The organism is Saccharothrix obliqua (genome assembly GCF_019375475.1).
In the GTDB taxonomy this organism is placed as follows: domain Bacteria; phylum Actinomycetota; class Actinomycetes; order Mycobacteriales; family Pseudonocardiaceae; genus Actinosynnema; species Actinosynnema obliqua.
The window spans coordinates 1,070,745-1,082,430 of record NZ_JAHXGQ010000001.1; the positions used below are offsets into that span (position 1 = coordinate 1,070,745).

Sequence of the window (11,686 nt, forward strand, 5' to 3'; positions counted from 1 at the left end):
GTTGCACGAGAATGGCGGCGGCGACGCATCGACGGGGCGAGGACAGGCGTGGAAAACGAAGATCTGGTCATCCACATGCAGGGTGTTTCGGTTCGACGGGGCAAGACCACGCTGGTGGGGGACGTCGACTGGGGCGTGGAGCTGGACGAGCGCTGGGTGGTGCTCGGGCCCAACGGCGCGGGCAAGACGACGCTGCTGCGGCTCGCCGCGGCCGAGCTGCACCCCACCAAGGGGAAGCTGGACCTGCTGGGCGAGCGGGTGGGCCGGACGGACGTGTTCGAGCTGCGGCCCCGGATCGGGCTGTGCTCGGCGGCGCTGGGCAGCCGCGTCCCGGCCGAGGAGAAGGTGCTCGACCTGGTGGTGAGCGCGGGTTACGCCGTGCTCGGCCGGTGGCGCGAGGAGTACGACCGGCTGGACACCGGGCGCGCGGCGGCGCTGCTCGACCAGCTCGGCATCCGGCACCTGGCCGACCGCACCTTCGGGACGCTGTCGGAGGGCGAGCGCAAGCGGACGCTGATCGCGCGTGCCCTGATGACCGACCCGGAGCTGCTGCTCATGGACGAGCCCGCCGCCGGGCTGGACCTGGGCGGGCGCGAGGACCTGGTGGCGCGGCTGTCGGAGCTGGCGATGGACCCGGACGCGCCGGCGACCGTCCTGGTCACGCACCACGTGGAGGAGATCCCGCCGGGCTTCACCCACGGCCTGCTGCTGCGCCGGGGCGCGGTCGTCGCGCAGGGCCTGCTCGACGACGTGCTGACCGAGGAGAACCTGGCGAAGACGTTCGACCAGCCGCTGGAGCTGCAGAAGTCGGGGGACCGGTACTTCGCGCGCCGCAAAGCTACCCAGGGGTAACGTGCGGGGCGCTTACCGACGGAGGGTCGAGGAGGACCTGTGGCTGAGTTCGTGAAGCTCGAAGTCGAGGACGGCATCGGCACCATCCGGCTGGACCGCCCGCCGATGAACGCGCTGAACAGGCAGGTCCAGGAGGAGATCCGGAGCGCGGCGCTGGAGGCGGCGACCCGCGACGACGTGTACTCGGTGGTCCTGCACGGCGGCCCGAAGGTGTTCGCCGCCGGCGCGGACATCAAGGAGATGGCCGACCTGACCTACGCCGAGATGGCGGCCCGCGCCGGGTCGTTCCAGTCGGCGCTGCGGTCCGTCGAGGAGATCCCGAAGCCCACCGTCGCGGCGATCACCGGCTACGCGCTGGGCGGCGGCTTCGAGCTGGCGTTGTGCGCGGACCGGCGGATCGCGGGCGACAACGCCAAGGTCGGCCAGCCGGAGGTCCTGCTCGGGGTCATCCCCGGCATGGGCGGCACGCAGCGCCTGCCGCGCCTGATCGGCCCGTCCCGCGCGAAGGACCTCATCTACACCGGCCGGTTCGTCGGCGCCGAGGAGGCGCTGCGGATCGGCATGGTGGACGAGGTCGTCGCGCCGGACGACGTGCTCGCGGCGGCCCGCCGCTGGGCGGGTCAGTTCGTCAACGGCCCGGTCCGGGCGTACGCGGCGGCCAAGGCCGCCATCGACGGCGGGTTGGACACCGACCTCGGCAGCGGCCTGAAGCTGGAGAGCCAGCTGTTCGCCGCGTTGTTCGCGACCGAGGACCAGAAGACCGGCATGGCGTCGTTCATCGAGAACGGCCCCGGGAAGGCGAAGTTCAGTGGCCGCTGAGACCGTGCCCCCGGTGGACCCCAAGCCCAACCCGCACGCCACCGAGGAAGAGGTGCGTGCGGCCTACCGGGACCCGAAGCTCGCCAACGTCCTCTACCACGACTGGGAAGCGGGCACGTACGACGAGAAGTGGTCCATCTCGTACGACGAGCGCTGCATCACCTACGCCAAGGACCGCTTCCGCGCGGTGGCGGGCGACGTCGGCCCGTACGGGCACGCGCTGGAACTGGGTTCCGGCACCGGTTTCTTCCTGCTGAACCTGATGCAGGGCGGCGTGATCGAGCGCGGCTCGGTGACCGACCTGTCGCCGGGCATGGTGGAGGTGGCGTTGCGCAACGCCGAGAACCTCGGCCTGCCGGTGGACGGCCGGGTCGCCGACGCCGAGCGCATCCCGTACGACGACAACACGTTCGACCTGGTGGTCGGGCACGCGGTGCTGCACCACATCCCGGACGTGGAGGCCGCGATGCGCGAGGTGCTGCGCGTGCTCAAGCCGGGCGGCCGGTTCGTGTTCGCGGGCGACCCCACCGACATCGGCAACTTCTACGCGCGCAAGCTCGGCCAGTTGACGTGGTGGCTGACCACGAACGTCACCCGCCTCGGCCCGCTGAACGACTGGCGGCGACCGCAGGAGGAGCTGGACGAGTCGTCGCGGGCGGCGGCCCTGGAAGCCGTCGTGGACCTGCACACGTTCGACCCGTCGGACCTGGAGCGCACGGCCCGGTCGGCGGGCGCGGCGGAGGTGCGCGCGGTCACCGAGGAGCTGTCGGCGGCCCTGTTCGGCTGGCCGGTGCGCACGTTCGAGGCGGCCGTGCCGAAGGGCAAGCTGGGCTTCGGGTGGGCGATGTTCGCCTACCGCACGTGGCAGCGGCTGTCCTGGGTGGACGAGAACGTCCTCGCGAAGGTGTTGCCGCGCGAGGTGTTCTACAACGTGTCGGTGACCGGCCGGAAACCCGCGGCCTGACCGGTGGGTTACCGGTTCGGGCTCGACGACGTCGAGTACCTGCGCTCCGCGGCCGGCGCCGAGGCGCTGGCCGCGGTGGGCGCGTTGCCGCTCGCCGACGGCGACCGGATCGCGGACGTGGCGTTCGCGAAGCGGTTGTCGCCCGACCACCACGCCGCCGTGCTGGAAACCGTGCTGCTGCGGCGGCGGGCGGCGGGGAAGGTGCCGTTCGCGGACGGGTTGTTCACCGCCGACGCCGTGCAGCAGGCGACCGCGTGGCCGGTCGCCGCGCACCGCGCCGAGCGGTTCGCGGGTCGGGTCGCGCACGACGTGACCTGCTCGGTCGGCGCGGACCTCGCGGCGCTGCCCGCCGGTTCGGTCGGGTCGGACCTGGACCCGGTGCGGTTGGCCATGGCCCGGCACAACCTGGGCGACGACGTGCCGCTGGTGCGGGCCGACGCGTTGCGGCCCGTGACGCGGGACGTGCCGGTGCTCGCCGACCCGGCCCGGCGTGACGCCACCGGCCGCCGCACGTGGCGACCCGCCGACTTCGCGCCGCCGCTGGACGAGCTGGCCGCCGCCTGCGCGGGTCGCGACCTGGCCGTGAAGTGCGCGCCGGGCGTGGACTTCGCCGTCGCGCCGTGGGCCGACGAGGTGGAGCTGGTGTCCCTGGACGGCCAGGTGCGGGAGGCGTGCCTGTGGACCCGCGGCCTGGCCACGCCCGGCGTGACCAGGCGGGCCACCGTCCTGCGCACGGGCGGTCCGAAGTGGACGATCACGGACGCCGAGCCGGACGACTGCCCGGTCACCCCGCCCGCGGAGTGGCTGGTAGACCCCGACGGCGCGGTGGTGCGCGCGGGCCTGGTCCGCCACTACGCCGCCCGCCACGGCCTCGCGCAGCTCGACGAGCGCATCGCGTACCTCACCGGACCGCAGCCGCCGCCCGGCATCCGCGCGTTCCGGGTCGTGGCGCACGGCCACTACGCGGAGAAGTCGCTGCGGGCCGTGCTGCGCGCCCACGACGTCGGCAGGCTGGAGATCCTGGTCCGCGGCCTCGACGTGGACCCGAACGCGTTGCGCCGCAGGCTCAAGCCGAGCGGTGCGGCGGAGGCGACCGTCGTGCTGACCCGGATCGGCCGCACGCCCACCTACCTACTGGCGCACGCCGAGCGCACTTAGCCGGTCGAGGATGAAGGCGCGCAACCCGTCGAGGTCCGCGTCCACGGCGATGTCGACCCCGCTGCCCTGGTGCTCCAACCGCTCGTCGACCAGCAGCCCGCCGCGGCCCGGTCCGAACGCGCACTCCACGTCCACCGGGTGCCGCCGCACCTCCAGCAGGCCGGGCCGCACCGCCTCCGCCACGGCCACCGCGTCGTGCAGCGCCATGCCGTCCCAGCCGAGGAACCGGCGGTAGGTGGCCAGGTAGTCCGGCGTGAGGCCGACCAGCTTCGCGCCCACCGCGGACGTGCCCGCCAGCTCGGCGAGCCAGGCGGCGCTCACCGCGCACCGCCGGGTCAGGTCCATCGGCACCAGCGTGACCGGGACGTCCTCCTCCACCAGCACGCGGCGCGCGGCCTCGGGGTCGCTCCACAGGTTGAACTCCGCGACCGCCGTGATGTTGCCGCCGCGCACGCCGCCGCCCATGATCACCAGCCGCGCGATCCGCTCCTTCAGGTGCGGGTGCGCGGCGAGCAGCAGGGCGATGTTGGTCAGCGGGCCGATCGGCACCACCGTGACCGGGGAGTCGGCCGCCTCCAGCAGGTCCTTGAGCAGCGTGACGGCGTCCCGGTCGTCCGGTCCGCGGGTCGGCTCGGGCAGGGTGTCCGCGTGGCCGGAGAGCCCGTCGCCGCCGTGTGCCCGCGACACGTGCGGTTGGGGGTGGACCAGGGGCCGCGCCGCGCCCGCCGCGACCGGCACGTCCTCGCGGCCGAGCAACGCCAGCAGCCGCAGGGCGTTGCGGGTGGTCAGTTCCGGTGAGACGTTGCCGAAGACCGTGGTCACGCCGATCAGGTCGACCTCGGGCGAGGCCACCGCGAGGGCCAGCGCGAACGCGTCGTCCACACCGGGGTCGGTGTCGATGATGAGAGGGGTGGTCACGTGCGCCCATCCTGCCTTAGGGCGTGTCTTTGAAGGTGTCGTGGTTGGTCTGCTGTGGTCTCGGGTTGGTGGTGCGGGCGTGGGTTGACCGACGAGCAGTGGCACGAAACTTTCAGGGAGCCTGCCTGATAGTTAGCGCTCCGCCGTGATCTCCGCCCTCGCGCGCCAGCGGGGGGTGCCGGGAGCTGTCGCCTCGCGAAACTTTCAGGAAGCCTGCCTGATAATTAGCGCCCTGCCCTGACCGCCGCTCTCGCGCGCTAGCGGGGGTGCTGGGAGCTGTCGCCTCGTGAAACTTTCAGGAAGCCTGCCTGATAATTAGCTTCCCTCCCCATCACCGCCTTCCCGCGCCGGGGGAGAGGTCCGTGCCGCGCTCCGACTTGGCGGACAGGACCTACCAGCCGTTCGCCGAGGTCCGCCGGCTAGAGTGCCCGCGTGACGAGCATGTGGGGCGCGCCGGTGTGGGCCAGGTGGCGCGGGTCGCGCCGCGATCCGGCGCAGGCCCGCTTCCTCACCCTGGCGTCGCTGAAGTGGGTGCTGCGGCACCGCGCCTACACCCCGTGGTACCTCGTGCGGTACTGGCGGCTGCTGCGGTTCCGCCTGGCGAACCCCCACGTGGTGCTGCGCGGCATGGTGTTCCTCGGCAAGAACGTCGAACTGCACTGCCGACCCGGCTACGGCCGCCTGGAGATCGGCCGCTGGGTGCACATCGGCGACGGCAACGCCATCCGCTGCCACGAGGGCTCGCTGCGGATCGGCGACAAAGCCGTGTTCGGCAAGGACAACACCGTCAACTGCTACCTGGACGTGGAGATCGGCGCCGCCACGCTGATCGCGGACTGGGTGTACATCTGCGACTTCGACCACGTGACGGCGGACATCAACCTGCCGATCAAGGACCAGGGCATCGTGAAGTCACCGGTCCGCATCGGACCGGACTGCTGGCTGGGCACGAAGGTCACGGTCACCCGGGGCACGCGGGTGGGCCGGGGCTGCGTGCTGGGCGCGCACGCCGTGGTGCGTGGCGACGTGCCCGACTTCCAGGTCGCGGTCGGCATCCCGGCACGCGTGGTGAAGGACCGCCGCGCGGACTACGAGGCGGACGCCACCCGGCGCGCCGCCGTGGCCGACATGGCGCGCAAGGCCCGAGAGGCGTTGGAGCAGGCGCGCCGCGACTCCTGAGGAGCGCTACAGGAACGCGTTGCCCGTGGGGATCTTCGGCCGGCCGAGCGGCCGGTGCTCGCCCGCGACCGCCGACCGGTACACCGCCGCGGTGCCGGACGCGATCCGCGACCAGTCGAAGTCCGTCGCCAGGCGTGCCTTGGCGGCCTTCGCGCGCCGGGCCGCCGCCGGCCGGTCGTCCAGCACGGACCGCACCGCGCGGGCGAGGCCGTCGACGTCACCGGGTGCGAACGACAACCCGGTCTCCCCGTCCAGCACCACCTCGCCGAGACCACCCGCGGTCGACGCCACGAGGGGCGTGCCCGCCGCGGCGGCCTCCAGCGCCACGATCCCGAACGGCTCGTAGCGGCTGGGCAGCACGACGGCGTCCGCCGCCGCCAGCACCGCCACGAGCGACCGGTCCGGCAGGTGCCCGGCGAAGTCCACCGCACGCCGCACCCGGTGCTTGCGCGCCTGCTCCACCAACCAGTCCCGGTGCGTGCCACCACCCGCGACGACCAGCCGCGCGCCCCGGTGCGCCCGCCGGACGCGGGGCAGCGCGGCGATCAGGTCCTGCACGCCCTTCTCCCACTCCAGCCGCCCGAAGAACAGCAGCAGCGGCGCGCCGTCGGCGGCGTACCGGGCCCGCGCCGCCGCCACGTCCGCCGGCCGCACCCGCCACCGGCGCGGCTCGATCCCGTTGTGCAGCACCGTGATCCCGCCCGGGTCGACCTCGAACAGGTGCGCCACCTCGGCCCGCATCGCGGCCGAGCAGGTGATCAGCGCGTCGGCCCGGTTCGCGAGCCACCACTCCACCGAGTGCACCTGCTGGTTGAGCGCCTGCGACAGCCAGCCGCTGTGCCGCCCGGCCTCGGTCGCGTGCACGGTCGCCACCAGCGGCACGCCCGCCGCCTCGGCCAGCGCGATCGCCGGGTGCGTCACCAGCCAGTCGTGGGCGTGCACGACGTCCGGCCGCCAGTCGCGCAGCAACGCCAGCCCGGCCCGGGTCATCGCGTGGCCCATGGCGAGCGTCCACGCCACCAGGTCGCGCTCGAACACCAGGTGCGCCGGGTCCTCGGCGACGCGCACCAGCCGCACGCCCTCCACCGCGGTGTCCGCCGTGGGGTGGGTGGCGGCGTCGGTGCCCGCGGGTTGCCGGCACAGCACCACCACGTCGTGACCCTGCGCGGCCAGTTGCGTCGCCAGCGCGTGCACGTGCCTGCCCAGCCCGCCCACGACGACCGGCGGGTACTCCCACGACAACATCAGCACGCGCATGGCGCATCCTCGCATTCCGTCGGGTGGAGCGGTGCCATCAACGCAGCCCGCGCGCGTCGAGGTGGCCGAACGGCCCGTCCGCGGCCCGCAGCTCGGCGGCCCGCGCGTGCCCGCCGCCGTGCCGCCGCAGCGCGACGAGTTCGGCGAACCGGTCCGCGTGCTCCTTCGCGCGGTAGCGGGCGTAGTCGGCGGCGGTGTCCTTGGTGACCATGAACGCCCAGTCGCTGGACAGCGCGAGCAACGCCTCCCGCACCGCCTGGTCGGCGACCGGGTCGCGGGTCGCGCCGGGCAGGTCGAGGTCCAGCAGCTCGCGCTGCACGCCCGCGTTGAGGTCCACGATGTCCGCGACCTGCGGGCCGTGCCACGTGTGCCACTCCTTGCCCGCGCCCCACGACGACGGCGGGATCTCCACCGGCGGTCCCACGTGCCCGGCCTCGACCGCGCCGCGCAGCGTCGTCACCCGGACACCCGCCTCGGGCAGGGCGCGCAGCACGGCCTCCAGCCACGCCGGACCCTCGTGCCACCAGTGCCCGTACAGCTCGGTGTCGTACGCGGCGACCACCAGCGACGGCCGGCCGTGCCGCTCCCTCAGCTCCCGCAGCCGGCGCACGACGGCGGCGACGAAGTCGGCCGCGTCCCGCCGCACCACCGCCGCGGCGGCCTCCGGGTCGTAGGGGAGCTTGTCCCCGGGTGCCACGCCGCGCCCCGTGACGCGTGCCGGCTTCAGGCCGCTCGGGTGGTCGTAGGTGTGGAAGTCCCGGTACGCCGGGTCGCCGGGGTAGCCGCGGTCGGGCGACCACACCCGGTAGGAGACCTCCAGGTCCCGGCCGAAGCAGAGCACGTCGGACGTGCCCACCGGGCGGGCGGCGGCCGTGTCGCCGCGCAACGACGGCCCGTCCACCAGGAAGCGCCGCACGCCGGCCGCCGCGTAGCCGTCCTCCATGCCGGGCGCGTAGGCGCACTCGGGCGCCCAGATGCCGTCCGGCGCGTGCCCGATCCGGCGTGCGGTGTCGGCGCGGCCGAGGTCGAGCGAGAAGGCACGCAGCCTCGGGTCCAGCAGCGGTTGGAACGGGTGCGCGGCCGGTCCGCCGAGCAGTTCCACCACGCCGCCGTCCACGAGGGGCCGCAGCACCGGCGAGAAACCGTGCCGCCACCGGGTTTCGAACGCTTCCAGCGCCCACGCCGCCGCGCGGTGCTCGCGGGCGGCCAGGTCGGGCAGCCGCGGCGCCGCGCCGTGGGCGCGCAACTGCCAGTCGCCCAGCCACGCGTGCACGCCGCGCAGGCAGTACGGGTCGTCGAGCTGGGCGGCGAGGACGGGGGTGACGCCGAGCGTCAGCACGTCCGAGCGCCCCTCGGCGGCGAACCGCTCCAGCAGGTCCACCACCGGCAGGTACGAGTGCGCCCACGCCTGGTACAGCCACTCCTCGCCGACCGGCCAGGCCCCGTGGTGCGCGAGCCACGGCAGGTGGCTGTGCAGCACCAGGCAGAACGTGCCCTCGGCGGTCACCGCCGGACCGCCACGGCGACCAGGTCGAGGCTCGCGTCCACGTCGTCGTCGGCGATCTCGAAGTCCGCGCTGCGCACCGACGTCACGGCGGCCAGCAGGTCGGCGGGCCACGTGCCGCCGCCCACCGCGACCGCCACCTGCGCGTCGATCAGCGAGCCGCCGAACCGGGCGTCCCACGCGCGCAGCGCGGGGCCGTGCCGCAACCCGGCCACGCGTTCGACGGTGAAACCCGCGTCCCGCAACAACTCCACGAGTTCGGCGGCGTTCAGCTCGCGGGTGTGGAAGGGGTTGAGCGGCGTGTCGCGGCCGGGGGAGAAGGTGATCCGGTTGGGCGTGGTGACCAGCAGCCGGCCGCCGGGGCGCAGCACCCGCGCGCACTCGGCGAGGAAACCGGCCTGGTCCCACAGGTGTTCGATGACCTGGAGGTTGGCCACCACGTCGATGCTCGCGGTGCGCACCGGCAGCGACGCCAGGTTGCCGCGCACCACGGCCGGTCCGGGGTGGGCGCGTGCGGCGTGGGCGGCGGTCTGCTCGTCGTAGTCGAGGGCGATGACGCGCGTGGCGTGCCGGGCGATCAACGCCGCGCCGTAGCCCTCGCCGCAGCCCGCCTCCAGCACCACCGCGTCCGCGCAGTGGCGCACGAGGTGGAGGTAGGCGGCTTCGTGCCGGCGGAACCAGTAGTTCTCCACCGGGATACCGGGCACGGTGCGCTCGCCGGTCAGGGGCAGCGGCTCGACGGTCACCCGACCAGGGTAGTCGTGCGTTACTCGTCGGTAGGCAGCGGCGTGCTGATCGGGTGTCACGGATTCGTGCGACCTTCCCGGTGGAAATTACCGAGGGTCAGCGCACATGCGTATTGCCTGCCGGTTCGACCGATTCTCCGAAATGACACCATCGTGTGACTCAACCTCCTTGACGGTTGATCTTCCACGGTGATGTTTCTCCTGTAAAACGACCGCACCGCGGTGGATCGGCGAACCGGCTGCCGAAAGGTCACGCGGTGGAGGGGCGTGCCGGCCCTCGGTACGCTCGATCAATCTGCGAACGATGTGGAGCGGCCATGAGTGCGAAGATCGTTCCGGGGGGTTTCGACGTCGTACCGCGAGTGCGCCGGGGTGACGCCGAGAAGGCGGCGGCGTGATGCGGCTGGGGCCGCTCCTCCTGTCGGCCTGCCTCGCGTCGGCGCCCGGGTTCCCCGCGTCCGGTGGTCCCGCACCGCCGCCCGCGGTGACGCAGACCCCGCCGCGTCCCGGCGAACCCGCCGAGCCGGAGCCGCCCGGCCACGTCCGGCCGACGCAGGAGCCGCTGGCGGGCCTCCGCGCGGCGCAGCCGATCCGGTGGCGTGCGGGGACGGGCGCGTGCGGTGGTTCGGCCGGGGTGACCGGGCGGCGAGGGGCGGTCGAGCGGGGCGGGGTCGGTTGCGCCGCTTCGGTTTCGCGCAGCGCGGCGGTGCGGCGCGGGGCGCACCGGGTGGGAGGGGCGGTCGCGCGGGTGCCGATCGCCGGAGGGGTGCTGGAAGAGGCCATCAGCACGCGGGCCGCGGTCGGTCCGGTCCGGGTTTCGCCGCACGGCGGCGGGCCGCGGGTGGACGTGCTCAGCGGGTAGGAGCGTTATGCCTGGCGCGATCGCCTTCGTCTTCGGGTTGTGCGCACTGTCGTTCGCGGCCGGGTGCGTGCTCACCGCGTACATGCTCCGGCGCGAGCTGGAAGAGCCGGACGACTGCGCCACCCGGCCCATCCACGAACCGGTGCCGGGCCGGTGGCCGCCCGGTCGGGAATCCGTCGCGCCGCGCGGTGATCCGCCCACCCTCCCGGTCGAGCGGCTGACGGGCTCACTGGACGTGCCCCGCCGCGCGTTCCAAGGTGCGCGGCGGGGCACGTCCCGGTGATCAGCGCTTGCGCAGGCGGTTCAACGCCTGCTGGATCTTTGCCTTGGTGCGCGGGTCCCGGGCGGCGTGCTTGAGCTGCTCGGTGACCCGCCGGCCCTGCGGGCTGCGGGCGAACGCGGAAATCCTGCTGAACAGCGAAGCCATGCACATTCCTTTCCCCACCGCGTCAACGGGCAAACCCCGCGGCCGGTTCCCACACCGGCGACACGGTCACCCCGAGCGCGCCCGGCCCGATGTGCGCGCCGATCGCGGAGCTGACCTGGGTGAGCAGGAACCGCCTGACCTTCGGCAGCTTGGCGCGCAACTGCTCCAGCACGGACTGCGCCCGCTCCGGGGCGTCGAAGTGCTCCACCGCGATGTCCACCTCGGCGTCGCCCGCGCGGTCGACGGCGATGTCGACCATCTTCCGCACCGCCCGGTCCGCGCCGAGCACGCGGTCCAGCGGCGCGATGCGCCCGTCGGCCATGGTCAGCAACGGTTTCACCGACAACGCCGACCCGAGCAGCGCCGCCGCCGCGCCGATCCGCCCGCCGCGCCGCAGGTACTCCAGCGTGTCCACGTACATCAGCTCCGAACTGCGCCGGAAGCTCTGCTGCGCGACCGAGAGCACGGCCCGCGCGTCACCGCCCGCCGCCGCCGCGGTGGCCGCCGCGACGGCCGCGTAGCCGAGGCTCATCCCGCACGTCCGCGTGTCCACGACGTGCACCGGCACCTGCACCTGCGCCGCCGCCTCCCGCGCCGCCTCGGCGGTCCGGGACAGGTCGGTCGACACGTGCAGCGACACGACCGCCTCGACACCCGCCGCCGCCGCGTCGGCGTAGGTCCAGAAGAACGCGCCGGGATCGGGTGGCGCGGTCGCGACGTCCTGCTGGTCGCGCATGGCGTCGACCAGTTTCGTCAGCGGCACGCGTGCCTCGTCGTCCACGAGGTCGCCGATGCGGACCTGGATCTGCGCCACGGTGATGCCGAGCTTCTCCGCGAGCTGCTCCGGCAGGCACGCGGTGGAGTCGGTCACGACGGCTACGCGTTGATGCGACTTTCCGTGCTGCATCTTTGCGGGCATGTGTTCGGACCCTAGCCGAGCACAGGCGTTGTCTGTAACGCTGCCGTCGGCACGCACGATGTCCCTCGAATGGCCCTATAT

13 protein-coding genes are annotated in these 11,686 nt (G+C 73.7%); 7 read left to right on the forward strand and 6 right to left on the reverse strand.

What is annotated here, in order from left to right; genetic code table 11:
* The first annotated feature begins 75 nt into the window (after window positions 1-75).
* From KZQ38_RS05150 to KZQ38_RS05165, 4 genes are read left to right on the forward strand one after another with little or no spacing between them, the layout of a single operon-like run.
* Complete coding sequence (locus tag KZQ38_RS05150) at window positions 76-852, forward strand: ABC transporter ATP-binding protein (RefSeq protein WP_219439410.1); 777 nt, start codon at window positions 76-78, stop codon at window positions 850-852.
* 39 nt (window positions 853-891) lie between these two features.
* On the forward strand, window positions 892-1,671 hold the full coding sequence (locus KZQ38_RS05155) for an enoyl-CoA hydratase/isomerase family protein (protein ID WP_219438859.1): 780 nt from the start codon (window positions 892-894) through the stop codon (window positions 1,669-1,671).
* 13 nt (window positions 1,672-1,684) lie between these two features.
* Entirely contained in the window at window positions 1,685-2,635 is a 951-nt protein-coding gene (locus tag KZQ38_RS05160; RefSeq protein ID WP_308258249.1) for a methyltransferase domain-containing protein, read from the forward strand.
* A 3-nt stretch (window positions 2,636-2,638) separates the two neighbouring features.
* Window positions 2,639-3,793 carry a THUMP-like domain-containing protein gene (locus tag KZQ38_RS05165; protein ID WP_219438861.1) on the forward strand — a complete coding sequence of 385 codons (1,155 nt, stop codon included), beginning with the start codon at window positions 2,639-2,641 and terminating at the stop codon, window positions 3,791-3,793.
* On the opposite strand, the gene KZQ38_RS05170 is transcribed toward KZQ38_RS05165, so the two are convergent.
* Complete coding sequence (locus tag KZQ38_RS05170) at window positions 3,767-4,711, reverse strand: nucleoside hydrolase (RefSeq protein ID WP_219438863.1); 945 nt, start codon at window positions 4,709-4,711, stop codon at window positions 3,767-3,769. The two genes, KZQ38_RS05165 and KZQ38_RS05170, sit on opposite strands and share 27 nt — an antisense overlap.
* Before the next feature lie 432 nt (window positions 4,712-5,143).
* On the opposite strand from KZQ38_RS05170, the gene KZQ38_RS05175 reads away from it, so the two are divergent.
* Complete coding sequence (locus tag KZQ38_RS05175) at window positions 5,144-5,890, forward strand: acyltransferase (protein ID WP_219438865.1); 747 nt, start codon at window positions 5,144-5,146, stop codon at window positions 5,888-5,890.
* 6 nt (window positions 5,891-5,896) lie between these two features.
* On the opposite strand, the gene KZQ38_RS05180 is transcribed toward KZQ38_RS05175, so the two are convergent.
* Genes KZQ38_RS05180 through KZQ38_RS05190 form a run of 3 tightly spaced genes read right to left on the reverse strand, consistent with a single transcriptional unit; the run spans window position 5,897 to window position 9,397 of the window.
* Window positions 5,897-7,147, reverse strand: a complete 1,251-nt coding sequence (locus KZQ38_RS05180; protein ID WP_219438866.1) for a glycosyltransferase family 4 protein — start codon at window positions 7,145-7,147, stop codon at window positions 5,897-5,899.
* Window positions 7,148-7,184: 37 nt separating this feature from the next.
* On the reverse strand, window positions 7,185-8,654 hold the full coding sequence (locus KZQ38_RS05185) for a 1,4-alpha-glucan branching protein domain-containing protein (RefSeq protein ID WP_219438868.1): 1,470 nt from the start codon (window positions 8,652-8,654) through the stop codon (window positions 7,185-7,187).
* Complete coding sequence (locus KZQ38_RS05190; RefSeq protein ID WP_219438870.1) at window positions 8,651-9,397, reverse strand: class I SAM-dependent methyltransferase; 747 nt, start codon at window positions 9,395-9,397, stop codon at window positions 8,651-8,653. The genes KZQ38_RS05185 and KZQ38_RS05190 overlap by 4 nt, the downstream gene beginning before the upstream one ends.
* A 397-nt stretch (window positions 9,398-9,794) precedes the next feature.
* Between KZQ38_RS05190 and KZQ38_RS05195 the strand changes: the two genes are divergently transcribed.
* Entirely contained in the window at window positions 9,795-10,259 is a 465-nt protein-coding gene (locus tag KZQ38_RS05195) for a hypothetical protein (protein WP_219438872.1), read from the forward strand.
* Window positions 10,260-10,266: 7 nt separating this feature from the next.
* Complete coding sequence (locus KZQ38_RS05200; protein WP_219438873.1) at window positions 10,267-10,542, forward strand: hypothetical protein; 276 nt, start codon at window positions 10,267-10,269, stop codon at window positions 10,540-10,542.
* Here the strand turns inward: KZQ38_RS05200 and KZQ38_RS05205 are convergent, their stop codons facing one another.
* Together KZQ38_RS05205 and KZQ38_RS05210 are read right to left on the reverse strand one after the other, a co-directional pair.
* On the reverse strand, window positions 10,543-10,686 hold the full coding sequence (locus KZQ38_RS05205) for a hypothetical protein (protein ID WP_219438875.1): 144 nt from the start codon (window positions 10,684-10,686) through the stop codon (window positions 10,543-10,545). It abuts the gene before it with no gap.
* A 22-nt stretch (window positions 10,687-10,708) separates the two neighbouring features.
* Window positions 10,709-11,593, reverse strand: coding sequence for a DegV family protein (locus KZQ38_RS05210; RefSeq protein WP_219439414.1), 885 nt, complete (start codon window positions 11,591-11,593; stop codon window positions 10,709-10,711).
* Between the last annotated feature and the right edge of the window lie 93 nt (window positions 11,594-11,686).

Excerpts from the sequence above, each read along its gene's own strand:
- KZQ38_RS05150 (WP_219439410.1), top strand. The coding sequence starts at position 76 with ATGCAGGGTGTTTCGGTTCGACGGGGCAAGACCACGCTGGTGGGGGAC.
- KZQ38_RS05180 (WP_219438866.1), bottom strand. The coding sequence starts at position 7,147 with ATGCGCGTGCTGATGTTGTCGTGGGAGTACCCGCCGGTCGTCGTGGGC.
- KZQ38_RS05195 (WP_219438872.1), top strand. The coding sequence starts at position 9,795 with ATGCGGCTGGGGCCGCTCCTCCTGTCGGCCTGCCTCGCGTCGGCGCCC.
- KZQ38_RS05200 (WP_219438873.1), top strand. The coding sequence starts at position 10,267 with ATGCCTGGCGCGATCGCCTTCGTCTTCGGGTTGTGCGCACTGTCGTTC.
- KZQ38_RS05205 (WP_219438875.1), bottom strand. The coding sequence starts at position 10,686 with ATGGCTTCGCTGTTCAGCAGGATTTCCGCGTTCGCCCGCAGCCCGCAG.
- KZQ38_RS05210 (WP_219439414.1), bottom strand. The coding sequence starts at position 11,593 with ATGCAGCACGGAAAGTCGCATCAACGCGTAGCCGTCGTGACCGACTCC.